The following is a 24,575-nucleotide window of genomic DNA, read 5'->3' as shown; positions in this document are numbered from 1 at the left end:
TCGTTAATAAGTTGGAAATTTAAAAACGATGACTACATGCCCTTGTTGTTCTAATTCAATGCTGCGACACGTTCGACACGGATCGCTGTATTGGTTTTGCCGTACTTGCTGGTCAGAAATGCCAGATATTAATCATTCTGTGGGTCGATCTATTCACTCTGCGGCTTTACTAAATTTGAAAGCTCCAACCTATAGCTAAACAGTGATTAGGCGATCGCTTCTTTCTCATCTGCTTCTCTTCTGAATCTACAAATGTTTGGAGGCTTGCGATGAAAAGTTTTGACTATGTGATTTTAGGTGCAGGACTCGGCGGACTCTCTGCCGCCGCCTGTTTATCTCGTCAGGGATATCGAGTTGCTGTGCTCGAAAAACACTATTTGCCGGGCGGCTGTTGTCATACATTTGACTATGGTGACTATCGCTTTTGTGCTGATGTGCACTACATTTCGCAGTGCAACGCCAATGGAACGATCGGGCGATTCCTAAAGTATATCGATCGCGAAGTGTCCTTTAATTCCCTCGATCCTGACTGCATCGATCGAGTGATTACGCCAGAAGCAGACTTCAAAATTCCGTTAGGGTGGGAAACATTTCGCGATCGGTTGATCTCGACGTTTCCAGAAGACGCGCAGCCGATTCGTCGCTATTGTGATGAGATCAAGCACTTGCATCAAGAAATGCACGACCTGGTGCGAGATGTGCGTTGGTATGATCAAAAATGGTCAGATTGGTTCAAGCTGCCAAAATATTGGAACCTGTTTGTCAAACGCGGTTGGACGCTGCAAGATCTTTACGATCGAGTTGGACTGTCGCCCAAAGTTCAGGCTGTGTTGGCGGGTCAAAGTGGTGACTATGCCCTGCCGCCTAACGAGATTGCATTGATGACTCATACCTCACTGGTGTGGGACTATTCTGAGGGGGCTTACTATCCCAAACATCACTTTAAGCACTTTGTTGATACGATCGTCGATGCCATTACTGACAATGGCGGCATTGTTCAGTTATCAACGCCTGTTGAGCATATCGAGGTCAGCGATGGTAAGATTCAAAGTGTCACGTCGGACAATCAAATTTATCTTGCAAGCAAGGCTTATATTAGTGATTTAGATCCCAAATTGACTGTTCAGTTGATGCACGGTTCTCAATCGTTAAGCGAATTGGAACAGCATCGTCTAACCCATTACGAATATTCAGCGAGTGCATTCAATATTTATTTGGGTTTAGATCAGCGTTTCGATCCCAAAAGCTATGGAATCGGAAACTGGAATATCTGGTACTATCCAACCGGAGATCTCAATCAAGAATATCAGCAACAGCTACGCGATAACTTAGACCACCCGTGGGTTTTTATATCTTGCCCAACCACCAAATCTGATCAGCCAGGAATGGCTCCAGAAGGGCACCACGTCTTAGAAATTGCCACCGTGTGTTCTTATAAATCCTTTAAGCAATTGCATGAGTCTGATCCTAAAGCTTACAAAGCTAAAAAGCGGCAGATCTATCAGAACGTTATGACTAGTGTGCGAGATTTGATTCCTGATGTCGATCGCTACACTCGCATGAAGGTTTATGGCACACCCACCACCAGCGAATATTATCTGGGACAACCTCAAGGAAACATTTATGGTGCCAAGCTGGTGCCCTCTCAAGTCGGACTCAATCGCTTGGGCTATATGACTGAGTTGCCCAACCTGTTTTTTGTGGGGGCAAGTGCAGGATATCCCAGCGTTCCGGGCGTGATCGGCAACGGCATGGATGTGGCTGAACTGGTGACAGGTCAGTCAGTTTGGGATCGAGCTAAATCTCCTGAGTTAGTGAAGGTTTAACTTATCCGTAAACACTGCAAAAGGTTGCTTGACGCTAGTCCGCATTTAGTTTGCGCTGATGAAGCTCAGGCAACCTCCACCAAGGCACGTTTGGCTGCTCGTGGTGCTCTTCGTGATAGCCAAAGTGATAACAGGTGACAAATGACCAAAACACAGACCAATTGCTGCTCTGGGCACGATTTTCATTGACATAGCCACCTTCAGGTTCGCGGTGAGGTAGGTAAGTGCCAAAGAAAAACAGTTGCAGAGAACTAGCGATCGCAGGTGCAACCCAAAACCAGTTTAAATTCACTTCTGGCACCTTTAGAACAAGGCTAATGATGTTGTAAATTGCCATCAACCCAAACAAACGCACCCAACTCCAGTAGCGAAACATGAAGTAGCCATACCAAGCGAAAAAGTTTTTAAACTTGCCATTGTGAAAGTCTGGATCAACTTCACTTGCAGGCTGTTGATGATGTAACCAATGAGTTCTCATCATCTTTTTATAATCAAACAGCGCATACACAAGCAACGCAAACGATCCAATCCTTTGATTGAGTTTTGGATTGCTAGGAGCAATTGCTCCGTGCATGGCATCGTGTGCAGTGATAAAAAGTCCAGTGTATAAGAATGTTTGCCAAATGGTTGCCGCGATTCGCCACCCGATCGCAAGCTGAGAGATATCGATCAACAACAAGACAATTAAGCTGATAGCCCAAGTTCCGATAATGCCAAAAGCAACCAAAACTCCTCGATTGCGGGATAAGATTCCTTCACCTCGTTTGACAGTGGTGTTAGAGATGTGCGCTGATGGCGCAAAAGTTTGGCTAAATTGAGTCACGCAGTTACTCCACAAAACGGCAAACGGATATGAGCAAGATTCAGTAACTCTGATCTTGAAACCTTTACAAATTTTAACAAACGCTTCGTTACTATACACCTCTCTAGAGGCTTATAGCTATCGCTTGAAAATCATCGATAGTTTTCGTGTAATCATTCAGTTACGATTTCTTTAAACTCACTTGTTCTTTTACAGCTTTCATACTAGGGAGTTCATTGTTCCTCGCTATCCATCTCTAGAACTAATCTATTTGCGATTCTAAAGACTGATGTTTTAGTGAGTTTGACAAATAGACTCCTTCAAAATGAACATTTAGGTGAGACTTAGATCTTGCACCTCTCGCAACAACCGCCCAGAACTGAAGTTCCTGGCTGATCGCTCAAACCCATTGAAATGGGTTGAAACCTCTTCTCAGTCCTCTTCAGAGGACTTTGGCGATCAGCCCGAATTTTAATTCAGGGTGGGTGATTGGGAAATCGTTGAGACTGGTGCAAGATCTGAGGAGAGCTACTTTTCAACACCTTTGCCAAGTCGGCGAAGTATGCCGCGAATATCCAACAAAAGTCAGACGACTTTCAAACTCGATCGCGCACACTAAAAGACAGTCCCTCTCAAACGGCAAAACTGATGGCTCCCACCGTTTTGATCACAGGTGCCTCTCAAGGCATCGGCAGAGCAACCGCGCTTTTGTTTGCTCGTAATGGTTACAATCTTGTCCTAGCCGCGCGTCAACCCGATCGTCTAGAAGCTTTTGTCCAAGAACTTAAAAGCCTCAGCTATTCAGCGATCGCCATTCCTACAGACGTTAGAGATCCGCAACAGGTCAAAAATTTAGTGCAGCAAGGATTGGCAGAATATGGCTCGATCGAGGTGCTGATCAACAACGCCGGAATTTATGCGTCTGGCCCGGTCGATAGCTTCTCATTAGAAGATTGGCATCAAACGATCGACACCAATCTCTGGGGTTATATTCACACCATTCATGAATTGTTGCCACATTTTATCGAGCGAAAGAGTGGCACGATCGTTAACCTCAGTTCGATTGGCGGCAAAGTTCCTGTGCCTTATTTGGTGGCTTACAATACTAGCAAATATGCCGTTACTGGCTTGACCCAATCGCTGCAATCAGAGCTTGCGCCCAAAGGAATTAGCGTGTGTGGCATCTATCCCAATCTGATTAGAAGTGATTTGATGGAGCGGGCAATTTTTAGAGGCAAAACTGAGGACGATGTAGCGGCGCGTCGTCAACAGCTTGAGCAAGTTCTCAGCGTGCCAGTAGTTGAAAAGCCCGATGATGTTGCCAAAGCAATTTGGGATGCTGTAAAACACAAACGCGCTGAGACGATCGTCGGCTCTGCCAATTTATCGATCGCTTCTAATCGGCTGTTTCCCGATCTGATGCAGTGGGTATTTAGACGCACCTTCAAGAACAAAGATCAGGATTATGGCACCTCGATCGAGGGATGATGTGTGGAGTTTTTGAGTAGCGATCGGTTTTAGAACGCTGTATCTTAAAGTGTCCATATCATAGCAAGTCAGCGAACTCGTCAACGGTCAAGCCTATTTGCCGAACGCTCGCACGCAAAGTCCCTCGGTCTAGCTCTTTGTGATCTGGTATCGAGACAGTTGCTCTAGGTTCTTCACGAACTAAAATGATGTGGCTTCCACGCTGTTGATCGACGACAAAGCCTATTTGCTCAAGTGTTCTAACACATTCTGCGCCTGAGATAACAGGCAGCTTTCTCATACCAGCACAACCTCGACCTGATCGTCTGGAATAGACTCACCCCGATCGTGCAGAACCTCAATATAGAGAGTAATTGCTTCTTCAATATTCGCTAGAGCTTCGTCGCGAGTTTTTCCCTGACTGATACAACCTGGCAAACTTGGTACTTCAACAACAAAATAGCCGTCTTCGCCAGGGTATAGCAGCACTTTACGTTTGGAATTAGCCTGCTTTACCACAGTCATTGCTTAATATCTATTGGGTCATCTTGTTCAAATAATAACACTCTGTTCAACAAGTGTTTGGAGCGATCGCCTGTTGCTAGGAAAAGAACTCGTGTCTTGTTAGATGGTTGCTCAAGCTTTTGCAGGCTTCAAAACCAGCTACCAAAAAAGAACGACGCAGTAAACAACTGTACAATCTCTAGCGCAGAAAGATAGCCATCCGAGAGAGCCGCGATCGCATTAGCAACAGTTTTAAGACGGTCAGTGGGTGCCGAGTGAATCGGCTATGTTTGAGAATGAAACCCCTTTCCACGTTAGAGTTCCCCAATGTCTTATGCACTGAAGGCGATTTATCGTAACGGAGCATTTATCCTACAAACAGCTTGCGACTTGCCCGAAGGATCGGAGGTTGAATTATTGATTCAAGCACCTCAAATTATCTCTCCGCCCATTTCCGATGCGGAGACGAAGAAGCAGTTTCTAGAGTTGTTGGTCGATCGGATGCAACAAAACCCAATCCCACAAAATGCGCCTCGCTTTACACGAGATGGATTGCATGAACGCTGTTGATACGAATGAGATTCAAATCGCCAAACTCATGCCAGAGATAGCGCCGATCGACGGCATCCGTGTATGTTTGTTGCACGATCGCAGCAGGCAAAAATGCAGTCAGCAAATCGAGATGACTCGCTTCGGGTTCATGCAATCTGCGTAGAGAAATTATCGTTACTTCAGTTTAATTTTGAGGCGTAGTTTCAGAACGCCAATCTGGAGCAGCCCAACGACCAAGCTCACCGGGCGCAGATAACCGCACCATCATTAAATTCACACCGGTCTCATCAATGAAAACCAAGTCTTCTGGACAGATGTCTCAAATCTCTTCCCGATACTCCCGTCGCAACAACTGAACTCGGTCTGTTTCAGCTTGACTGGCCTGCAACGGTTTTTTTCGAGTCAAATTCAACTGTTGTAAGGTACGGCAAAGCGTACTTGGACTGACCCGAATCTTAACTTGTTGTTCGAGTTGAACACACAATTCTTCTAGCGTTGCCTCATTATCTTGTTCCACCAACTGCTGAACCCGGTCGAGATGATTCGCCAACTTGCTGTCAAATCCACCGGTATGAGGCTTTGGCTCAATCGTCTCTTCTGTTTGATGCTGTTTGAGCAACAGTCGCACAAAATTAGGACTGACCTTGAACCGTTTGGCTAATTCCCGCTGCGATCCTTCTTGTTGTTCATAGGCATCCACAACTTTCTGACGCAGGTCTAGAGAGTAAGCTTTCATCTAGCAATCATTAAGGGTATTGATAGATCAAGGTCATATTGATTTGATTTGTGATGACAGATTCGCAGTAGGGGCATGACACGTCGTGCCCTCTCGCGATCGTTCAAGCCGTCGCAATTATTGTTGAAATCGGTATGAGCTTACCGCGATCGCAGATTGTTTGCATGTAAACAATCGATGTGTTATCTTAGATTCATAAAGTACGAGTTAGAACATTCTTCACTCAAACAAGTTTTTCTACGAGGGGTTGCTCAGAGGAAATTATGATTACGATTCGTAAGGCGAACGATCGCGGACACGCCAATCATGGCTGGCTAGACTCTTATCACACCTTTTCCTTCGCTGACTACTATGACCCCAAGTTTATGGGCTTTCGCAGTTTGCGAGTGATCAACGAAGATCAGATTGCAGCAAAGCGCGGGTTTGGCACCCATTCTCACCGAGATATGGAGATCATTACCTATGTGTTAGAAGGTGCGTTAGAGCATCAGGACAGCCTGGGCAATCGATCGGTGATGCGTCCAGGAGAGGTGCAGCGCATGACGGCGGGAACTGGGGTGAGTCACAGCGAATATAATCACTTCGATCGAGAAGCCACTCATCTGCTGCAAATCTGGATTTTGCCTGAGACGCAAGGGTTAAAGCCTGGATACGAACAAAAGGCATATTCAGACGCAGAAAAGCGCGGAAAGCTTTGCCTGATTGCGTCTCAAGATGGTCGCGATGGCTCGGTTAAAGTGCATCAAGATCTCAACCTTTACGCCACGGTGTTAGGTGAAGGTGAGCAGGTGAATTTCTCAGTTAAGGACGATCGTCAGATCTGGGTTCAGGTTGCGCGTGGCTCTGTGATGCTCAACGGTCAACTTTTAGCGCCAGGTGACGCAGCCGCCGTTAGTCAAGAAACCTTACTCGATCTAACAGGTAAAGAACTCGCCGAAGTTCTGGTATTTGACCTTGTTTAGGATCGTGAATTAAATCAATACCCAAATCTGCGTCCGGGCATGGCACGGCAGTGCCCCTTGCCTCTGCAAAGAACCAATATTATTCAATCCACGATCCTTAGGATTCTGGATTAAATAATGGGGGACAGCCGTCTCGGCTGTTTAAGTCAGGCAAGATGCCTGACCCACAAAGTTTTCGGAGTTATTTAATTCACGATCCTTAAACAAAAACTATGAGTTTTGAGTGATGAGTTTTACATCAAGAACGCATACACTCAAAACTCACAAATTCAAACCTTAAAATTCTTTCAAGGAGATCACAATGGCACTGGGAATGATGGTCGAAGGCAAATGGACAACCGATTGGACAGAGCGAGACGAAAAAGGTCAGTTTAATCGAATGCCGACTCACTTTCGCGATCGCGTCACCGCCGACGGGTCAAGCGGCTTTAAAGCTGAAGCAGGACGCTATCACCTCTATATCTCGCTGGCGTGCCCTTGGGCGCACCGAACCCTAATTATGCGCCAACTTAAGGGACTAGATGAGGCGATCGGGCTGTCGATCGTCGATGCCGTTCTCAGCGACAAAGGCTGGATATTTTCGGAAGCACCGGGGGCGATTCCTGACTCGGTAAATCACGCTGAATATCTGCAAGAGATTTATCTCAAAGCCGATCCAAAATATACCGGGCGAATTACCGTTCCGGTGCTGTGGGATAAAGAAAAACAGACGATCGTCAATAATGAGTCTCGCGAAATTATTCGGATGTTTGATGTCGAGTTTGACGCGATCGCTCAGTCAGAGCTTGATCTCTATCCAGCAGATTTGCGCGAAACGATTGATCAGACGATCGATGCAATTTATATGCCGATTAATAACGGTGTCTACCGATCGGGGTTCGCTACCACTCAAGCAGCGTATGAGGAAGCCGTTACAGACCTGTTTGAAAATCTCGATCGCTGGGAATCTGTTTTGAGTTCACAGCGCTATCTCTGTGGTGATCAACTCACCGAAGCTGATATTTGTCTGTTTACAACACTATTGCGATTCGACTCGGTTTATCACGGTCACTTCAAATGCAATCTCAAACGCATTGTTGACTATCCCAATCTCTGGAATTATCTCAAAGATTTATACCAGCATCCACCCATTAAAGAAACCTGCAATCTCGATCATATCAAGCGACACTATTATATGAGTCAGACACAGATCAACCCTAATCGCATTGTGCCCAAAGGCCCAATCATTAACTTTGAAGAGAAGCACGATCGCGATGGCTTTGCCGCATAGATCTTTTATAGCAATCCTATTTCAGTTGTGAGAGTGGGACAAGTTTCCAGCCTATACGGGCAAGATGCCCATCCCACAATTTACTTAGGATTGCTATATGAGTTTTGAATAACAGACGCTTAAGCCCAAAATTTAGAACGTGTAACTTATTATTCAAAACTCTTGGAGGTCAAAATGGCAGCAGGAATGATGGTGGATGGTAAGTGGGCAACTGAACGGACTGAGCACGATCGCAGCGGCAAGTTTAAGTCAATCCCGACTACGTTTCGCGATCGCGTCACCGCCGATGGTTCGAGTGGCTTTAAGGCAGAGGCGGGGCGCTATCACCTCTATATTTGTTTGGGGTGTCCTTGGGCGCATCGGACGCTGATTATGCGAAGTCTGAAAGGATTGCAAGAAGCGATCGGGCTGTCGATCGTCGATCCCATAATGAGCGACAAAGGTTGGGCGTTTTCTGAGGAACCGGGCGCAATTCCTGACGCGGTGAACCACGCTGAATATCTGCAAGAAATCTATCTCAAAGCCGACCCAAAATTCACCGGGCGAATTACCGTTCCGGTGCTGTGGGACAAAGAGAAAGGCACGATCGTTAACAATGAGTCTCGCGAAATCATTCGGATGTTTGATGTAGAGTTTGACAGTCTTGCTAAATCCCAGACAGACTTTTACCCACAGGAATTGCGGACAAAGATTGACGAGACGATCGATGCGATTTATGTGCCGATTAACGCTGGCGTGTATGGAGCCGGATTCGCCACCACTCAAGCAGCGTATGAGGAAGCGGTTACCGAACTGTTTGAGAACCTCGATCGCTGGGAATCTGTTTTAAGTTCACAGCGCTATCTCTGTAGTAATCAACTCACCGAAGCGGAGGTTTGTCTGTTTGTAACACTACTCCGATTTGACTCCGTGTATTATGGGCATTTCAAATGCAATCTTCGTCGGATTGTAGATTACCCCAACCTCTGGAACTATCTGAAAGATGTTTATCAATATCCAGGCATTCAAGAAACCTGCAATTTAGATCACATCAAACGCGGGTATCACATGAGTATGATAGAGATTAACCCCAATCGAATTGTGCCCAAAGGCCCGATCATCAACTTTGACGAAAAGCACGATCGCAATCGATTTTAACTAATCTCGCCAGAGTACAATTCCGCCTAACAACCCCGATATATTGGGAACAATTTTGACATTGGGCGGCAACTCGATCGTGATTTTGTTGGTGTTGCCGCCCCCGATATAGAGCCGATCGTAGTTGAAGAGTTTTCTCAGAGACTCGATCGATTGTCCTAATCGTCGGCTCCACTTTTTTTGACCGACGCGGTCTAAAGCGGCTCGTCCTAATTGCTGCTCATAGGTTTCCTTATTGCGAAACTCGTGGTGTCCCATTTCTAAATTGGGCACAAGTTTGCCGTTGAGAAATAAGGCAGACCCAAAGCCCGTGCCCAGCGTGATCACCAGCTCAACGCCGTGCCCTGCAATCGCGCCCATACCTTGCATATCAGCATCGTTTACCACCCGGACAGGCTTTTTTAAGCGATCGCTTAACGCCTTTGCCAGATCAAACCCAACCCAATCGGGGTCAAGATTGACTGCCGTTTCGGTGACTCCTGCCCGCACCACACCCGGAAACCCTGCCGAAACGCGATCGAACTCGCCTTGCTGATTTGCCAGAGACACGATCGCGTTAACGACGAGATCAGGCTTTGCAGGTTGAGGCGTTTCGGTGCGAGAACGTTCGGTCTGAGGCTGCCCTGATTCATCTAGCACCAGGGTTTTAATCCCACTTCCGCCAATGTCGATCGCTAGCGTTCTCACCACCGTTTTCACCCTCTGTCGTTTGTTCTGCACCACTACTTATTTTTGCAGCTAACTCACTGAAAATTGTGAATTAAATTAACGTGAATTCGATGAAGCTTTTCGCTGCGGTTGCCAATCCGGGTTGCCCCCCAAATCCCCCAAGATTGGGAACTTTGAACCTAAATTCTGGGCTTAAAGTCTCCCAGAACTGGGGGATTTAGGGGGTTGAAGCGCTGAAGAACGAAGCGAAAGAACTCAGCGAACTGACGTTAAATTAAGATCAGAATTTGCGTATGGCCATAGCACGGCAGTGCCCATTAACCTTGCAAGTGACCGACATGATCTAATTCACGATCCTAATCAAACCAGCCAATATCTTGATCTGAGAAACTGTTTTGCATCGGATCATTGGGGAAAACCGGACGGGCAAGGGTCGCTGCCTGATGTCTGCGAAGACTGTCTTGTCTGCTCTCAGCGGCAGGCTGTGCAGGGCTAGGCTGAACCGTTAGCTGTGCAGATTTTGCTTTGGTTGCGAGTTCTACTTTCAGCGTTTGCTGTTCTTGCTTGAGGGCTTTATTTTCGTCAATCAGTGCTTGATTCGATTCGGCTAATTTCAGCGCTTCTTTTTGAGTTTTATCTAGCTCTGACTGAATTTTATTTGCCTTGTCTAGATTGGTTTGCAGATTTTGCACCAGCATTTTTTGCTCATCAAGCTGCGATCGCAGGTCTTCAACGCTTTTTTGCAGAAGCTGCTCTTTTTGATTTGACTGCTCTAAAGACTCTTTGAGCGCCATCAGATTTGCTTCTAACGCAGGGACGACAGTGGTTTCAAGCTCAGGCTCTGCTGGGGTCGAAGGGGCTGGCTCAGATGCAATGACTTCAGAAACTTCAACATCAACGGGTGCGCTCGCCCACTCATCTTTCAACTCCAGATCATCTGGCTTGATGACTGTCTTCGCGTCTTCAGGCAGCAATTCCGCATCTACGACAGGAGTCTGGGGCGGCTTGCGAGGAGTTGTCTTGCGGGAATTAGCGGCGGGTTGTCTTCTGACCATTACTCTCTCCTAGACGATTGCCCAGTAAAAAACTGCGAGGCAAACGCCTCTGCCGTGACTATAGCGTGTTGGCTGACACAAAAAATAGATTTGTTACGGTTCGTTTGCCAATGTCTGCCGAAAGTGAGAGCAGCCCATCGGCAAGTCAAACATGTGCAACTCAAACTCACGCGCCAAGTCTTCGCAGACTTTAAGTCCACGGACGCTACTGCCGTGTGCATCCAACGGCGGCGAAAAAACCGCGATGCCGACTTGATTAGGAACCACTGCGATAATGCCGCCCGAAACCCCACTCTTGGCAGGAATTCCAACTTTATACGCCCATTCACCTGCAAAGTTATACATTCCGCAGGTGTACATCACCGACAACACATCTCGAATGTAGTGAGACGGGATGGCGCGATCGCCCGTCATCGGATTCACGCCTTTGTTGGCTAAGGTTGCCGCCATCACTGCCAGATCGCGACAGTTGACCATCAGCGAACATTGCTGAAAATAGAGATCGAGCGCTTCGTCGATTTTCTCGTCGATCATGCCAAAATGCCGCATCAAGTGGGCCATGGCTCGGTTACGGTGCCCCGTCGATCGCTCCGACATAAACACCGACATATCGATATAGACATCCCGCCCGATATAGTGCCGAAACATATCGAGCATTCGGTTTAAACGCTCTGTGGCTCCGGTGCCTTTGATCAGACTGGTGGTGGCGATCGCGCCCGCATTCACCATTGGGTTATCGGGTCGCTTCGACGATTCATCCAGTCGAATCAGCGAGTTAAACGGGTCGCCCGTAGGCTCAACGCCCACTTTAGCCAGCACTTTGTCGCGCCCGTGTTCTGCCAGCGCCATGCCATAAACAAACACCTTTGAGATCGACTGAATCGTGAATAGCTGATCAGCGTCTCCAACTTCAAAGATCCGACCGTCTACTGTGACGACACAAATGCTGAAGCAGTCAGGATCAACCTTCGCCAATTCAGGAATATAGCTGGCAAGCGCCCCGTCGGTTAAAGGCTTATATTTGAGGTAAAGCGCGTTGAGGAACGACTGAAATGGGTGTTCTAGATCTCCCATGTTTGTGGCTGAGTGCTGATTAATGACACAACTCTAATCGAACTGCCGCTAAAATAAACAATACTGTTCAAGGAAACGATCGATCGTATGGATACTGTAGAACTAAAGCGTGACGTTGAAGTGTTATCTGAGCGCCTGGGTAAAACTCAGGAGTATCTTTGACGTTCCTGCCCTGACCGCAAAAATTCAAGATTTAGAGCAAGTCGCCGCCCAACCCGAACTGTGGGAAGACCAGACAAAAGCTCAACAGATTTTGCAAGAACTCAACGACTATAAATCGCATCTTCAGCAGTTTCAGCAATGGCAAACTCACCTCGTCGATGCCCAGACGATTCTAGAATTGCTGGAGCTAGAAATGGATGACTCGCTGCTCGAAGAAGGCCAGCAAAAAACTCGCCAACTCAAGCAAGAACTCGATCAGTGGGAGCTTCAGCAAATGCTCTCAGGCACCTACGATGCTAAGGGTGCCATTCTCACGATTAATGCGGGGGCTGGCGGCACTGACGCTCAAGATTGGGCAGAGATGCTGCTGCGAATGTATACCCGCTGGGGTGAATCTCACGGCTATAAAGTGCATCTTACTGAAGAATCAGAGGGCGACGAAGCAGGCATTAAGTCCGCCACATTAGAGATTGACGGCAACTATGCCTACGGTTATCTCAAGGTCGAAAAGGGCACCCATCGCCTCGTGCGAATTTCGCCATTTAACGCCAATGACAAGCGGCAAACCAGCTTTGCTGGGGTGGAAGTGATGCCGATGATCGATACATCTGTGAAGTTAGACATCCCCGATAAAGATTTGGAGATTACGACTTCTCGCGCTGGCGGCAAGGGCGGACAAAACGTCAACAAAGTTGAAACTGCTGTGCGAATTACTCACCTGCCGACGGGGATTGCAGTGAGGTGTACTGAGGAGCGATCGCAGCTTCAAAACAAAGAAAAAGCCCTCGTCATTCTCAAAGCCAAGCTGTTGATCATCGCTCAAGAACAGAAAGCCAAAGAAGTCGCTGACATTCGCGGAGACATTGTAGAAGCAGCTTGGGGCAACCAGATTCGCAACTATGTGTTTCACCCCTATCAGATGGTAAAAGATCTCCGCACAGGGGTCGAAACCACCGCCATTCAAGATGTGATGAATGGAGAATTAGATGTCTTTATTGAGGCGTGTTTGCGGCAAGACAACCAGCTAGTTGAGGTTTAAAAAAGCTGAGGAATTGTGAGTTAAAACAATTCACAACTCATGTGATGTGCGACTAAGAACCCTCACCCCAAACCCCTCTCCCAGGAGAGGGACTTTCAAGTAGTCTCTGGTTCCCTCTCCTGTGGGAGAGGGCTAGGGTGAGGGATGCTTTTGGGCAATTTTAGGAAAGTCGCACATCGCGTTAACTCATCAGTTTTTAGTTTTAAAAATTGGCTTGATTGGGTCTAAGTTTGGGTGCTTGTAATGCTTAGAGCAACTTTCATTAAAAGCTGCCTTGACAGTAAGACATCGAGTTTGGTAGAATCCGCACTTTTTTGAGGTATAGTAAAGAATATGTTACTTAACTCAATGCAATATCCAGTGTCAGTTTTTGAGCGTCAGAAGAAATTAGCTACACATTGAGTGACGCTCAGAAAAAGCAACTAGCCCATTACATAAGCCTCCCAGCAGAAGCTCTAAATGCAACTGCCTGGAGTAATTCACTACAAAGGTTGAGTTTCCATTGAAAATTCAAGCAAATGATATCCAGTCGGGCGATCGCATCATTGCTTACTGCAATAACAAGATGCAAATTTGTACAGTGAAACGGGTTATAGATCCGGATCTGAGTAACATCACCCTATCCGTCTTTACCTCTGAGAGTTCGCGAAATTCACTGTCTCGCGTGTTGCGGTTTCAGCGGGATGCTTTGGTTGAACTACATGCCAAAAACCCCACTGAAACAGATATCGATTCTCTCTGTGAACAACCCTAAAACTCAGGGAAGGTTGTCGATCGTCACCGCATCAATGTGTTCGGCTGGGTAAAACTTAAACACTCGCGAGTAAAAGTAAAACTCCCCATCTAGTGCCCGCTTGATGTTCTCAGCCTTGCGAAAGCCGTGCTGCTCTCCTTCAAACAGCACATAAGCGACGGGAATCCCTTTGTCACGAAGTGCATTCACCATCATTTCGGCTTGGTTGGGCGGCACGATCTTGTCTTCGTCACCCTGGAAGAAGATTACCGGGCAGGCGAGACGATCGACAGCGCTGATGGGCGATCGCTGATCATACAAGTCCTTTTGTGCAGGATAGGCACCTATCAAACTATCTAAATAGCGCGACTCAAACTTGTGGGTGTCTTCTGCTAATGCTTTGAGATCGCTCACCCCATAATAGCTCGCTCCTGCCTTAAAAGTGTTGCGGAAGGTGAGGGCACAAAGGGTTGTGTAGCCGCCTGCACTGCCGCCTGCAATGACTAAGCGATCGCCGTCAACTTTGCCTTGCGCTGTTAAATATTTGGCACCGTTGGCGCAGTCGTCAACATCGACAATGCCCCATTGGTTGTTGAGGCGTTGCCGATAAGCGCGACCATAGCCTGTGCTACCGCCATAGTTGACATCAAGCACGGCAAATCCGCGACTTGTCCAATATTGAATGCCTAAGTTTAAAGAGGCAGACGTAGATGCCGTAGGGCCGCCGTGACTTTTGACCAAAAGTGGAGGACGTTCGCCGTTTGGAGCGGTGTAGTCACGATTTTTAGGCGCATAGTAAAGGGCGTAAGCGGTTAAGCCGTTTTCAGTCGGAAATTCGATCGCTTCAGGAGCCGAGAGATAACTGGCATCGATCGACAACTCGCTGGCGCGCTGCAAGACTTTAAAGGTTTTAGCGGTGAGATCCAACTGCACGATCGCAGACGGTTCTGTCGCTGACCCGCCCACAAAAGCAGCTTGACCTTGATTAACTTGCAGCCCTGCAATGCTGGTATAAGGACAATCAAGGGGTGCAAGCTCACGAGTGGTTAAGTCCAGAATTGCTAAGTGGCTGATACCGTTTTGAGTGTAGGTGCAGAGAATTTTATCGCTGTCAGCAAACCCATAAGTAGACATGCCAAACACCCACTGGGGCAAGCCAAATTCTGCTTCTAACGTCAGGACAGACTCGACTTCACCTTGAGGATGCCAGCGATCGAAGTTCCACCAACCTGCGCGATCGCTGACAAAATAAAGCACACCATCGGGCGACCATTCAGGCTGAAAAATTGATTCTTGTTTGCCGCCTGCAATATGTTGAGGGTCGCTCAGACTGCCATCTGACTGAACGTGAGCCACCCATAAGTCAGTGCCATCCCACGGCATGTTGGGGTGATTCCACGAAATCCAAGCGAGAGATAAACCATCAGGGCTGAGGCGCGGAGAGGCGTAGAAATCATGTCCAGATGCGAGAATCGTCTGCTCGGCTTCGGCTTCGCCCAGCGGAATAGCAACGATCGTATTAACAGCTTCGCGATCAGCAACTTGATGATCTTCTCTCACGCAAATTAAGCGATTGTGAGCGCGATCGAACACGGCATCTGCATAGCGTAACGATTCAGCCGACGTTAAAGGCAGAGGAGCGGCATCACCAGATTGACGATAGAGACGCTGATCGGAGAAGTTAGAGAAATAGACTACGCCATCGGCAGCTAAAAACGCTCCGCCTCCATATTCATGCACACGAGTCCGGGCGTTGAAGGGGAGCGGCGTTTTCTCAGTGGTGATTCCTTCTGGTGAGCGGTGCATGATTACATTGCGTCCGCCTTCACTAGGGCGTGACTCGCTCCAATAAATGTCTTGACGATCGAGCTTGATTTGCCCTAGCCCGATCGAGCCAGCGACAATCAAATCTGAGGTGATTGGCGATTTCCAAGATCCATAAGGGGAAATTTGTGGGGCAGTCATAAGCTTTTCTAGAGTCTCTCTTAGTAGTGTGCCACGGAGCGCGTGATTTAACTTTAGACGTTCGATTAGTAATACTTCAGACAGGTTGCATAATCTCCGATGCCCAAGTGTGAAATAGGCTAACACCGCTTCAGTCGTCTATTCCACACGGAGTCTAACCATGTCTCAACTCATCGTTCAATCTCCTGCGATCGCTGCTCCCGATAGTCAAGCTCAATCAGCAAACACTTCGTCGATTGATCGCGCTCATGAATCAGCAGTTCAAGGCAAATTAGTGGCTCAATGGCTGCTAGATGAGAATTCCAAGCTCTACTGTCGATGGGTTAAGGCGAATTAATTTTCATCTTGCACCTAGCGATCGCCCATGATCTTTCTGCGCTTGTCGCGATCGCTGGCTATGAAACTACCAGCTATGGCACGGTTACAACACCATCAGCGAGGGAATCACAATGGTAGCCTTTTTCACAAATCTCCCAGACATTATTGCAGCAGCGTCAAAATCCCCATTAGGCATCAGTGCTTTAACCGTAGCCGCACTTTCGTTTATTAGCTTCTTCTTTTTTCGTCGATCGTCTGAGTGGACGAGGATTGCAGTCTTTTTCCTGATGGGAATTGGGGCTTTTATCATCACTGTCATTGGAATCGGGGCTTCTAGCATAACTGACATGACGAGGCAGCGATCTGATCCAAAAACTTGGAACTCTCCTCCTCCAGTTCCTACTCCCATTCCTACTACGCCCTCCGTTCGACTCTCTCTTTCAGTTCCTACTCCCATTTCTACTCGGCCCTCCGTTCAACCCTCTCCTGCTCCGATACGCCTAGTGGCTGGTACATGGAGAGCGCAAATGGCATCTTCAGTAATTATGACCATCACAATTGATTCAGATGGAACATACACGAAGAAGTGGCATTTCCTCAAAAAGAATGTCGAGGTTGAAATGTGGGGAAGTTATTATATGTATGGCAACTACATCGACCTAAACTGCGGAGATTTTTCACCTCGTAATACTGTGTTTGATTCTGTACTTAGTCGTTGTTCTGGAAACCTAGACCAGCTCAGGATTCTAGATCAGAATCATCTCAAAAGCACAGGCACAAAGAGTACAGATTTATATCGAATTCGTTGAAAATCTGTACTATTGCGATTAGGTGATTTGTGTTAAAGTCAAGAAGGGTGTTAAATCCGGTTGACAGCCTTGTTTTCCTTAACAAGCGCATCTCCGAATCTAACGTCTCTGCAATTTCTGGTTCTGGAGATTTCCTTCGATGTCGATTTATGTTGGTAACCTTTCTTACGAGGTTACGCAAGAAGATCTTTCTACTATCTTTTCGGAATATGGCGCAGTAAAGCGGGTTCAGCTTCCGACCGATCGTGAAACGGGTCGTATGCGTGGGTTTGGGTTTGTTGAAATGGAAACAGACGCTCAAGAAGCGGCTGCGATCGAAGCATTAGACGGTGCAGAATGGATGGGTCGTGATTTAAGAGTCAACAAAGCGAAGCCCCGTGAAGACAATCGTGGCGGTGGGCGGAGTAGTTTCTCTGAGCGCTACTAAAGCAATCTTTATTGAGTATGAGACCTTGAGCTTAGGCGACAGCAGTCTGCTAGTTCAGGGTCTTTCTGATTTAAATCATGAGAGCCAGACTTGAAGACGAGATTGTTTTGCTGCATCACGAAGACGTTCCCCCGTTTAAAAAGGGTGGATCGGTGGTGCGAAATAGCTATTTTTGGGCGCTGAAATCGATCGCAGGACGAGCCAGCCGGGGGAGGGATTGGGAATATGAACCAGAGGTTTGGCTTGCCCTGCAACGAATGCTGCTTTCGTTTTCGGAATCGGGTTATTTGGGGTTGTCGGAGACGATATTAGAGTTTCCGGCAGACACCGAAGAGATTCCGGCAGTTTTGCGCCCGGTAGCGACTTGGCAATAGCTAGGTTAACGTCAGTTCGACAGAAGTGATTGGCTACGGTTGTGAATCCGGGAAGCCCCCTAAATCCCCCAAAATTGGGGGACTTTGAGCCAAGAGTTCCGATTCAAAGTGCCTCAGAATGGGGGATTTAGGGGGCTGAAGCCGCTCAAAACGAAGTGAAGAACCTCGTCGAACTGACGTTAGGTTAGTGGGGTTGAATTCTGCAGCCTGAATTGGGGATGGGGATTTCTGGTAGCTTTTTAACCAGAAATCCCGCAGTTTAGCAACGCTCTATTTAGTGTCCATCCAATTTTGACCTGCGCGGATTTCGACCAGCAACGGCACACTTAACTGAACTGCGGTTTCCATTTGAGATTTGATTTGAGGCTGCAATTCTTCCCACGCGTCGGGGGCAACTTCAAACACCAGTTCGTCATGAACTTGCAGCAGCAGTCGCGCCTCATATTGCTTTAACAACTCGTGCAGCGTCACCATCGCAATCTTGATAATGTCGGCGCTAGAACCCTGAATTGGAGCATTGGCGGCAGCTCTTAAAAGCTGCGCGTCGAACTGGTCACGAGTTTTGACTTTGCTCAGGTCGATCGAGCTTGGATCAACGCCGCGCAACTGCTTCAGCGAATCGCTGGCAAAGTTGAAATAACGACGACGACCGCGAATCGTTTCGACATAGCCATTGGCGATCGCTTCTCGCTGCATTTGCTGCAAATAAGCAAAAACGCGGGAGTAGCGATCGTTAAACCGCTCAATAAATTCTTTGGCGACTGATGATCTAACCCCAGCTTCTCTAGCAAAACGTTGGGCACCCATGCCATAGATTACGCCGAAGTTGATAATTTTGGCTAACCGCCGTTCTTCAGAACTGATGTCATCTTTTTCGAGCAATAATTTCGCCGTCAGCGTGTGCACGTCTTGATTATTTCGATAAGTCTCGATCAGAATAGGTTCTTGACTGAGATGTGCCAGAATTCTCAACTCAATTTGTGAATAATCTGCCGCTACCATCAGCCAGCCTTCAGCAGGGATAAATGCTTTGCGAATCTGACGGCTAAATGCAGTCCGAATCGGGATGTTTTGCAAGTTGGGGCTAGACGATGACAGCCGACCCGTCGAAGTTGCCGCTTGGTTAAAGTCGGTGTGAACCCGATGCGTATCGGGGCGTACCAGGTTTGGCAACGCATCCACGTAGGTAGATTTTAACTTTGAGAGCGTCCGATGTTCGAGAATTAAATCAACTACAGGATGATCGCCTTGTAGTTTTTCTAGCGTTGCCGCATCGGTTGAGAATCCGGTTTTAATTTTGCGAGATTTCTTGCGATCGAGTCCTAGCCGATCAAATAACAACTCACTCAATTGTTTAGGAGAAGCGAGACTAAATTTTTCTTGGGCAGCTTCATAGGCGCGTTGCTCAAGTGATTGCAAATCGTGTTCTAACGTTTTTGAAAAGTCATTCAAATACTGTTCATCGATCCGCACTCCACAGGCTTCAGCCTCAGCTAAAACGGGTTCTAATGGCTGTTCGATTTCTAATAATAAACGGTGTAATTGAGGAATGGGTTCAAGGAGCGATCGCAGCTTGGGCACGAGATGAAACGTGCTATAAACATCCATGCCGCAATAGTCGGCGACCGCAGCAATGTCAATCTCTGGCAGGGTTTTGCCTTTAGTCACAAGGTCAGTATAGTCAAGCGCTCGAATGCCTAAATAAGTTTGACTGAGATCGCCAAGTTTGTGACTGCCTTCGGGATTAATGACATAACTCGCCAGCATGGTGTCAAAGACCACACCCGCGAGGTGAATGCCTTGGAATCGCAGCACTAAGCGATCGAACTTGGCATTCTGCAATGATTTGGGATAGTCAGCACTTTCTAGAATTGGACGCAGCGTTTCTAACACGAGAGCTTTGTCTAAATTCTTGCCGGATAAGTGTCCGATCGGAATATACGCCACCGTATCTTTTTCGGGTGCCCAGCAGCAGCCGATGCCAACTAAATCTGCATCTCGTGGCTCTAAAGAAGTGGTTTCAGTGTCCCAAGCAACGGGGGTTTTTGCATCGGTGCAGGTTTGCAGAATGGCGACCAGTTCGCTGAGTTTTTGAGGCGTGTTGATGATCCGCGGCGCGAGAATGACGGGCTGAATTTTTTCAGCATTGGCGGTGTCTTCGGCACTAAAAAACCACAGATCATCACTTTCACCATAGCGAGGAACTGGTTTTTGGGTGGGAGTGGTTTCTGCCGCCTTCGCACCTTCGTCAGACAACTCGGTGCCATCGCTGGTGAGTTGAGAACGCCATTTTTTAACTTTGTTGAGGAACGATCGAAACTCAAACTTTTCTAGCAGTGCGGTGACGTGTTCTTCATCAAAGCCCTGAAGCTTGCAGGCAGCCGGATCAATGTCGATCGGCACATCCAAATGAATTTGCGCCATCCACTGCGAATGACAGGCAGCATCGCGTCCGTCTTCGAGTTTTTTCTTGACCGCACCTTTAATGTCAGTGATCGATTCATAAACTTTCTCTAACGATCCGTAAGTGGTAAGCAGTTGCACCGCCGTCTTTTCACCAATGCCTTTCACACCGGGAATATTGTCAGACGGATCGCCGCACAGCGCCTTAAAGTCAACGACTTGCGAAGGCAACACGCCCATTTTGTCTTTGACTTCTTGCACCCCAAACTCTCTGGGAGGCTGAACCCCTTTGCCATAAACGGTGCTGAGATAGAGAATTTTGATGTGATTTTCGGCATCAACTAGCTGAAATAAATCACGATCGCCGCTCAAAATCTTGACATCAAACCCAGCCCGTCGCGCTTTGTGTGCCAAAGTGCCGATCACATCATCTGCTTCATAGCCGGGAGTGACGACGATCGACAAATTCATCGCCCTGAGCAACTCTTGAAGATTTTCTAAGTCGGGCATAAAATCTTCGGGTGTTTCGGGGCGATCGGCTTTATAAGTGTCGTCTGCCTCATGGCGAAACGTCGGCCCGCCCAGATCGAACGCGATCGCAAGATAGTCTGGCTTTTCTAACTCCACCGTTTCTAACAGCGCTTTGAGAAACCCATAAGACACGCTCGTCGGAACGCCCGTTGAGGTGCGAAGCCCGCCGTCTCGCCCTTTAGCAAAGGCAAAATAGGCCCGAAACGCCAGCGAGTGACCATCAACAAGAACGATTTTGGGAAGCTTTGTCACAGAACGATCGAAAGGGGACATGACTTTATTGTAGCGAGTGAGCGCGATCGAGATCGGGTTCGGGGTGTCAAGTCGTTGTAGGGGCATGGCACTGCTGTGCCCGTAGGCATTAGCAAGTAACCGATATTGTTTAATCCACGATCCTAAGCAGGTTGAAAATAAAACGCCGCGCCCAAGATCACGTAGGTTGCCAACAAAAGTACGCCTTCTAACCAGTTCGATCGTCCGTCTAAACTAATCAGATTGGCAACCACCACTGCAACAGTGACAGCCACCACCTCAAACGGGTTAAAGCTGAGATCCATCGGTTGTCCGATCGCTTGCCCCACTAACACCAACATCGGTGCCATTAACAATGCAACAAGCAAACTAGAACCCATTGCAACCGATACCGATAAATCCATATTATTTTTAACCGCAACGCCAACAGCCGTCACATACTCGGCGGCACCTCCTACCAATGGTAAGAGAATCACTCCAGTAAACAAAGGCGTTAATCCTAACCCTTTGGTCGCTTCTTCAACCACACCTACAAAAATCTCAGACTCATAAGCAACTGCCACCGTCGAAGCGAGTAAAACGCCGAGCCAGAGCCGCAAATTAGGCTGGTGTAGGGTGCCGTCACTGTCTGCTTCGAGTTCAGAGATGCCGACCTCATATAAATAGTTGTGCGTTTTGAGCGAGAAAATCAGCGTCATCACATAAACCGCAATCAACACGATCGCGACGGTGGTTGAGAGTTCTTTAACGGGCAAGGTATCGACTTCTCCAGCAAAATAAAACGCCATTGATGGCAGCAAAATCGCAATCACCGCCAGCGTCATTGACGAGCCATTGACTCGCGCCACGATCGGCTTAAATTCTTGCTCTTTAAATCGCAGTCCGCCAAAAAACATTGACATCCCCATCGCTAGCAGCAAGTTGCTAATAATGGTTCCGGTAATGCTAGCTTTTACGATGTCGATCAGCCCGGCTCTGAGGGCCACTAAACCAATAATCAGTTCGGTGGCGTTGCCAAACACAGCATTGAGCAACCCGCCAACCGACGGGCCTGTGACTACAGCAACTTCTTCAGTCGCGGTGCTTAACCAAATGGCAAGAGGCACGATCGCCAGTGCCGAAGTCACGAAAACCGTCAGGGTTCCCCATTCTAATTTCTCGGCCGCGATCGAGATCGGGACGAAGATGAGGAGTCCGATCGATAAAATCTTTTTAATGGACATAGAAAATCGCCTAACGTCAAAAACTATAGCGATCCTATGTCAATCACGCAAAAATGGCTCGAAAACTGTGGCGATCGACAGTTAGTCAATTTTCTTCTGTTTGTGTGGCTCGATCGTGCAGCAGTTCAAGAATTTTGGGATGGGTATGATCGTGGGTATAGTTTAGAAACTGCCCCAAGCAAGGGAATAGTCTGTCTGCCATTCTCAAACCCTGCGGCCGGCCATTACTCATTGTACGCAATCGGGCGATTCCTTCAGAGTTGGCAAAACTTGTAGAAAGCTGAGAGTACCAATTTTTGTCAGCAGGACAAATTAGGGGTAGGTTGAACGCAGGAACGATCGCATGAAAACTCAACCCTGGCAGATGGCAGCCGCGATCGGTTTGGGCATAAGTGGGGCGATCGGGCAGTATTCAATAGATCGCTTATTCAGGTTCCAAGGGGTCTGTCAATAGCCGAATTCCTTCCAGAATTTGACGGATGCGCTCGATCGAAAGCGTACCAATTTTCTCTTCAAGTTGTGACTTATCAACAGTAAAAATCTGGGAAACGTTGACAACGCTTTGATCTGGCAAATCTGCCTCTCCTAGTTCAAGCAAAACGTTTCCTGGAGCCTTTGCACGTCTCAGATTTGTTGTTAATGCACAAACAATCACAGTGTTAACCTGGCTATAATTCATTCGATCATTTTGAATCACAACGTGCGGACGGCGATAGCCAGGACTGGAGCCAACTGGTTCTTCCAGGTCAATCCAAAAAATATCTCCTTGCTGAATCAAACGTCATTCTCCAATACTTGTCGATGTAGACGGCGCATTCCCGCCAGAAGCCGCTGATCATCTGGATCAGGAGCGTCAGTATAGGCCTCGTTAACTTTTTCCAGGTTTAGCGATTGGCGAACTTGATAGCGCTGGACAAACTCTGCTATAGCCATTTCTAATAGTTGGCTGCGGGAAATATTCATCTGATGGGCAATCGCTTCTGCATCTTCCAAAAGTGATTGTTGTAGCACGATCGCCGTTTCAATGGTTGCCATGATCAATGCCTGGTGAAATGTAACATTATATCGATCTGAGCCTATTATACAATCGCCTGTTCTACTGGTACGATGGCAGCAATTCACCGGATTGAGGTAAGGAGGGCGATCGCATGAAAACTCAACCCTGGCAGATGGCAGTCGCGATCGGTTTGGGCATGAGTGGGGCGATCGTGATTTCCATACTTCCCGCTGTTGCCCAAAGTGTGATTGTGCCAGATGAGACGTTGGGGAATGAACGATCGGTGGTTTTGCCGCTGGATGCGAATGGATTTCCAGTAGATGCGATCATCGGCGGTGCCCAACGCGGACAGAACTTATTCCACAGTTTTCGCGAGTTCAATGTCAGTGCGGGGCGCGGTGCCTATTTCTTTAATCCAGATGCGACAATCCAAAATATTCTGGCACGGGTGACAGGTAGCAATGCTTCGACAATTCTGGGCACGCTCGGCACATTTGGGCAGGGTAGTCCAAACTTGTTTTTGATTAATCCCAATGGCATGATCTTTGGTGCCAATGCGAGTTTGAACGTACAAGGGTCGTTTGTGGCGACGACGGCAAATGGGGTGAAATTTGGCGATCGGGGGATATTCAGTGCGACACAACCAGAGATACCTTCAGCCTTACTGACGATCGATCCTTCGGCATTTCTGTTCAATCAGATTCCGGCTGGGAATATTGTGGTGCAGGCTAATCAGCCGATTTCGCCTGATAGCGACACTTTGGGATTGCAGGTTCCAAATGGGGAGTCGCTTTTGCTGTTGGGGGGAAATGTCACGATCGATGGTGGACAGTTGAATGCGTGGGGAGGACGAGTTGAGTTGGGGGGATTGGCAAAGCCAGGAATTATTGGTCTGAATGAAAACTGGAGTTTGCGATTTCCGGATGGAATAGCAAGATCGGATGTATCCGTTACCAATCAAGCTTTCATTGATGTTCAGGCTGCAAATGGTGGCAATATCTCCATTTATGCCCACAACTTAGGAATATCTCGCAATAGTTATCTATTTGCTGGGATTCGTGAAGCACTAGGAAATCAGGAAAGTCAAGCCGGAGATATTATTCTGGATGCTATAGGTGAGATTCAGGTTAGAGACCGAAGCTTTGTTTCGAACTTTATTGATACTGGCTCTACAGGAAATGGTGGCAATATCAATATTGTGGCTGATTCCTGGGAGCATCCCACCTTTGCGATGAGTATTCATACTCAGTGCCAACCTCGCCATTCAATTGGACAATCTAATAGAAGT

Annotated in this window: 25 protein-coding genes; 11 read left to right on the top strand and 14 right to left on the bottom strand. The window is 47.6% G+C overall.

The window, feature by feature from the left end:
- Positions 1–269 precede the first annotated feature (269 nt).
- Entirely contained in the window at positions 270–1,826 is a 1,557-nt protein-coding gene (locus C7B65_RS22510; protein WP_073074813.1) for a phytoene desaturase family protein, read from the top strand.
- A 34-nt stretch (positions 1,827–1,860) separates the two neighbouring features.
- Here C7B65_RS22510 and crtW read toward each other — a convergent pair whose 3' ends face one another.
- Entirely contained in the window at positions 1,861–2,649 is a 789-nt protein-coding gene (gene crtW, locus C7B65_RS22505) for a beta-carotene ketolase CrtW (protein ID WP_083583207.1), read from the bottom strand.
- Positions 2,650–3,276: 627 nt separating this feature from the next.
- Between crtW and C7B65_RS22500 the strand changes: the two genes are divergently transcribed.
- The gene (locus C7B65_RS22500) at positions 3,277–4,116 is read left to right on the top strand and encodes an SDR family NAD(P)-dependent oxidoreductase (protein ID WP_073074814.1); all 840 of its coding nucleotides are present in this window, start codon (positions 3,277–3,279) and stop codon (positions 4,114–4,116) included.
- A gap of 58 nt (positions 4,117–4,174) precedes the next feature.
- Here the strand turns inward: C7B65_RS22500 and C7B65_RS22495 are convergent, their stop codons facing one another.
- Together C7B65_RS22495 and C7B65_RS22490 are read right to left on the bottom strand one after the other, a co-directional pair.
- Complete coding sequence (locus C7B65_RS22495; protein ID WP_073074815.1) at positions 4,175–4,396, bottom strand: type II toxin-antitoxin system HicA family toxin; 222 nt, start codon at positions 4,394–4,396, stop codon at positions 4,175–4,177.
- On the bottom strand, positions 4,393–4,620 hold the full coding sequence (locus C7B65_RS22490) for a type II toxin-antitoxin system HicB family antitoxin (protein WP_073074816.1): 228 nt from the start codon (positions 4,618–4,620) through the stop codon (positions 4,393–4,395). Before C7B65_RS22490 ends, C7B65_RS22495 begins: the two co-directional genes overlap by 4 nt.
- A gap of 306 nt (positions 4,621–4,926) precedes the next feature.
- On the opposite strand from C7B65_RS22490, the gene C7B65_RS22485 reads away from it, so the two are divergent.
- Entirely contained in the window at positions 4,927–5,169 is a 243-nt protein-coding gene (locus C7B65_RS22485) for an antitoxin family protein (protein ID WP_073074817.1), read from the top strand.
- Here C7B65_RS22485 and C7B65_RS22480 read toward each other — a convergent pair.
- Positions 5,138–5,305, bottom strand: coding sequence for an S-adenosylmethionine:tRNA ribosyltransferase-isomerase (locus C7B65_RS22480; RefSeq protein ID WP_219898704.1), 168 nt, complete (start codon positions 5,303–5,305; stop codon positions 5,138–5,140). The two genes, C7B65_RS22485 and C7B65_RS22480, sit on opposite strands and share 32 nt — an antisense overlap.
- Positions 5,306–5,470: 165 nt before the next feature.
- Positions 5,471–5,887, bottom strand: coding sequence for a helix-turn-helix domain-containing protein (locus C7B65_RS22475; protein WP_073074818.1), 417 nt, complete (start codon positions 5,885–5,887; stop codon positions 5,471–5,473).
- Between the two features lie 263 nt (positions 5,888–6,150).
- Between C7B65_RS22475 and C7B65_RS22470 the strand changes: the two genes are divergently transcribed.
- From C7B65_RS22470 to C7B65_RS22460, 3 genes are all read left to right on the top strand, one after another.
- A complete protein-coding gene (locus C7B65_RS22470; RefSeq protein ID WP_073074819.1) occupies positions 6,151–6,849 on the top strand; it encodes a pirin family protein in 699 nt (232 codons plus the stop codon).
- A 301-nt stretch (positions 6,850–7,150) separates the two neighbouring features.
- A complete protein-coding gene (locus tag C7B65_RS22465; protein WP_073074820.1) occupies positions 7,151–8,119 on the top strand; it encodes a glutathione S-transferase family protein in 969 nt (322 codons plus the stop codon).
- A 174-nt stretch (positions 8,120–8,293) separates the two neighbouring features.
- Positions 8,294–9,256, top strand: coding sequence for a glutathione S-transferase family protein (locus C7B65_RS22460; protein WP_073074821.1), 963 nt, complete (start codon positions 8,294–8,296; stop codon positions 9,254–9,256).
- Here C7B65_RS22460 and C7B65_RS22455 read toward each other — a convergent pair whose 3' ends face one another.
- The 3 genes from C7B65_RS22455 to glsA all read right to left on the bottom strand — a co-directional run bounded on the left by C7B65_RS22455 (position 9,257) and on the right by glsA (position 12,054).
- Positions 9,257–9,946: an ROK family protein gene (locus C7B65_RS22455; protein ID WP_244913267.1), complete on the bottom strand. Its 690-nt coding sequence runs from the start codon at positions 9,944–9,946 to the stop codon at positions 9,257–9,259.
- A 335-nt stretch (positions 9,947–10,281) separates the two neighbouring features.
- Positions 10,282–10,980, bottom strand: coding sequence for a hypothetical protein (locus C7B65_RS22450; protein WP_073074823.1), 699 nt, complete (start codon positions 10,978–10,980; stop codon positions 10,282–10,284).
- A 93-nt stretch (positions 10,981–11,073) separates the two neighbouring features.
- Complete coding sequence (gene glsA, locus C7B65_RS22445) at positions 11,074–12,054, bottom strand: glutaminase A (protein ID WP_073074824.1); 981 nt, start codon at positions 12,052–12,054, stop codon at positions 11,074–11,076.
- A gap of 87 nt (positions 12,055–12,141) precedes the next feature.
- Here glsA and prfB point away from each other — a divergent pair.
- Positions 12,142–13,255 (top strand): peptide chain release factor 2 gene (prfB, locus tag C7B65_RS22440; protein ID WP_143162109.1). Its coding sequence is split into 2 segments (ribosomal slippage): positions 12,142–12,213 and positions 12,215–13,255, totalling 1,113 coding nucleotides; the frame shifts between segments, so codons are not numbered across the junction.
- 757 nt (positions 13,256–14,012) lie between these two features.
- On the opposite strand, the gene C7B65_RS22430 is transcribed toward prfB, so the two are convergent.
- Entirely contained in the window at positions 14,013–15,953 is a 1,941-nt protein-coding gene (locus C7B65_RS22430) for a S9 family peptidase (protein ID WP_073074826.1), read from the bottom strand.
- 160 nt (positions 15,954–16,113) lie between these two features.
- Between C7B65_RS22430 and C7B65_RS28080 the strand changes: the two genes are divergently transcribed.
- Complete coding sequence (locus C7B65_RS28080; RefSeq protein WP_181314477.1) at positions 16,114–16,290, top strand: hypothetical protein; 177 nt, start codon at positions 16,114–16,116, stop codon at positions 16,288–16,290.
- Positions 16,291–16,374: 84 nt separating this feature from the next.
- Here the strand turns inward: C7B65_RS28080 and C7B65_RS22425 are convergent, their stop codons facing one another.
- Positions 16,375–16,728: a hypothetical protein gene (locus C7B65_RS22425; protein ID WP_073074827.1), complete on the bottom strand. Its 354-nt coding sequence runs from the start codon at positions 16,726–16,728 to the stop codon at positions 16,375–16,377.
- A 491-nt stretch (positions 16,729–17,219) separates the two neighbouring features.
- On the opposite strand from C7B65_RS22425, the gene C7B65_RS22420 reads away from it, so the two are divergent.
- On the top strand, positions 17,220–17,507 hold the full coding sequence (locus tag C7B65_RS22420) for an RNA recognition motif domain-containing protein (RefSeq protein WP_073074828.1): 288 nt from the start codon (positions 17,220–17,222) through the stop codon (positions 17,505–17,507).
- Positions 17,508–17,584: 77 nt separating this feature from the next.
- Positions 17,585–17,881, top strand: coding sequence for a hypothetical protein (locus tag C7B65_RS22415; RefSeq protein WP_073074829.1), 297 nt, complete (start codon positions 17,585–17,587; stop codon positions 17,879–17,881).
- Between the two features lie 270 nt (positions 17,882–18,151).
- Here the strand turns inward: C7B65_RS22415 and polA are convergent, their stop codons facing one another.
- From polA to C7B65_RS22390, 4 genes are all read right to left on the bottom strand, one after another.
- Complete coding sequence (gene polA, locus C7B65_RS22410) at positions 18,152–21,154, bottom strand: DNA polymerase I (protein WP_317615843.1); 3,003 nt, start codon at positions 21,152–21,154, stop codon at positions 18,152–18,154.
- Between the two features lie 56 nt (positions 21,155–21,210).
- A complete protein-coding gene (cax, locus tag C7B65_RS22405) occupies positions 21,211–22,290 on the bottom strand; it encodes a calcium/proton exchanger (RefSeq protein WP_073074830.1) in 1,080 nt (359 codons plus the stop codon).
- A gap of 424 nt (positions 22,291–22,714) precedes the next feature.
- Positions 22,715–23,068 carry a type II toxin-antitoxin system PemK/MazF family toxin gene (locus C7B65_RS22395; protein WP_073074832.1) on the bottom strand — a complete coding sequence of 118 codons (354 nt, stop codon included), beginning with the start codon at positions 23,066–23,068 and terminating at the stop codon, positions 22,715–22,717.
- Positions 23,065–23,325, bottom strand: a complete 261-nt coding sequence (locus C7B65_RS22390) for a hypothetical protein (RefSeq protein WP_073074833.1) — start codon at positions 23,323–23,325, stop codon at positions 23,065–23,067. Before C7B65_RS22390 ends, C7B65_RS22395 begins: the two co-directional genes overlap by 4 nt.
- A gap of 113 nt (positions 23,326–23,438) precedes the next feature.
- On the opposite strand from C7B65_RS22390, the gene C7B65_RS22385 reads away from it, so the two are divergent.
- Positions 23,439–24,575, top strand: a 1,137-nt coding sequence (locus C7B65_RS22385; RefSeq protein WP_146135841.1) for a filamentous hemagglutinin N-terminal domain-containing protein, incomplete at its 3' end; no start/stop codon positions are given.

It is taken from the genome of Phormidesmis priestleyi ULC007 (genome assembly GCF_003003695.1).
Classification (GTDB): domain Bacteria; phylum Cyanobacteriota; class Cyanobacteriia; order Leptolyngbyales; family Leptolyngbyaceae; genus Phormidesmis_A; species Phormidesmis_A priestleyi_A.
This window is presented reverse-complemented; position numbering and strand designations above follow the sequence as displayed.

Bases quoted from the DNA above. Each gene is read 5' to 3' on its own strand.
- polA (WP_317615843.1), bottom strand. From the start codon at position 21,154: ATGCCCCTACAACGACTTGACACCCCGAACCCGATCTCGATCGCGCTC.
- C7B65_RS22430 (WP_073074826.1), bottom strand. From the start codon at position 15,953: ATGACTGCCCCACAAATTTCCCCTTATGGATCTTGGAAATCGCCAATC.
- C7B65_RS22450 (WP_073074823.1), bottom strand. From the start codon at position 10,980: ATGGTCAGAAGACAACCCGCCGCTAATTCCCGCAAGACAACTCCTCGC.
- C7B65_RS28080 (WP_181314477.1), top strand. From the start codon at position 16,114: ATGTCTCAACTCATCGTTCAATCTCCTGCGATCGCTGCTCCCGATAGT.
- C7B65_RS22475 (WP_073074818.1), bottom strand. From the start codon at position 5,887: ATGAAAGCTTACTCTCTAGACCTGCGTCAGAAAGTTGTGGATGCCTAT.
- C7B65_RS22465 (WP_073074820.1), top strand. From the start codon at position 7,151: ATGGCACTGGGAATGATGGTCGAAGGCAAATGGACAACCGATTGGACA.
- C7B65_RS22490 (WP_073074816.1), bottom strand. From the start codon at position 4,620: ATGACTGTGGTAAAGCAGGCTAATTCCAAACGTAAAGTGCTGCTATAC.
- C7B65_RS22420 (WP_073074828.1), top strand. From the start codon at position 17,220: ATGTCGATTTATGTTGGTAACCTTTCTTACGAGGTTACGCAAGAAGAT.
- C7B65_RS22425 (WP_073074827.1), bottom strand. From the start codon at position 16,728: ATGGGAGTAGGAACTGAAAGAGAGAGTCGAACGGAGGGCGTAGTAGGA.
- C7B65_RS22485 (WP_073074817.1), top strand. From the start codon at position 4,927: ATGTCTTATGCACTGAAGGCGATTTATCGTAACGGAGCATTTATCCTA.
- C7B65_RS22470 (WP_073074819.1), top strand. From the start codon at position 6,151: ATGATTACGATTCGTAAGGCGAACGATCGCGGACACGCCAATCATGGC.
- C7B65_RS22415 (WP_073074829.1), top strand. From the start codon at position 17,585: ATGAGAGCCAGACTTGAAGACGAGATTGTTTTGCTGCATCACGAAGAC.
- glsA (WP_073074824.1), bottom strand. From the start codon at position 12,054: ATGGGAGATCTAGAACACCCATTTCAGTCGTTCCTCAACGCGCTTTAC.
- C7B65_RS22460 (WP_073074821.1), top strand. From the start codon at position 8,294: ATGGCAGCAGGAATGATGGTGGATGGTAAGTGGGCAACTGAACGGACT.
- C7B65_RS22500 (WP_073074814.1), top strand. From the start codon at position 3,277: ATGGCTCCCACCGTTTTGATCACAGGTGCCTCTCAAGGCATCGGCAGA.
- C7B65_RS22510 (WP_073074813.1), top strand. From the start codon at position 270: ATGAAAAGTTTTGACTATGTGATTTTAGGTGCAGGACTCGGCGGACTC.
- C7B65_RS22495 (WP_073074815.1), bottom strand. From the start codon at position 4,396: ATGAGAAAGCTGCCTGTTATCTCAGGCGCAGAATGTGTTAGAACACTT.
- C7B65_RS22390 (WP_073074833.1), bottom strand. From the start codon at position 23,325: ATGGCAACCATTGAAACGGCGATCGTGCTACAACAATCACTTTTGGAA.
- cax (WP_073074830.1), bottom strand. From the start codon at position 22,290: ATGTCCATTAAAAAGATTTTATCGATCGGACTCCTCATCTTCGTCCCG.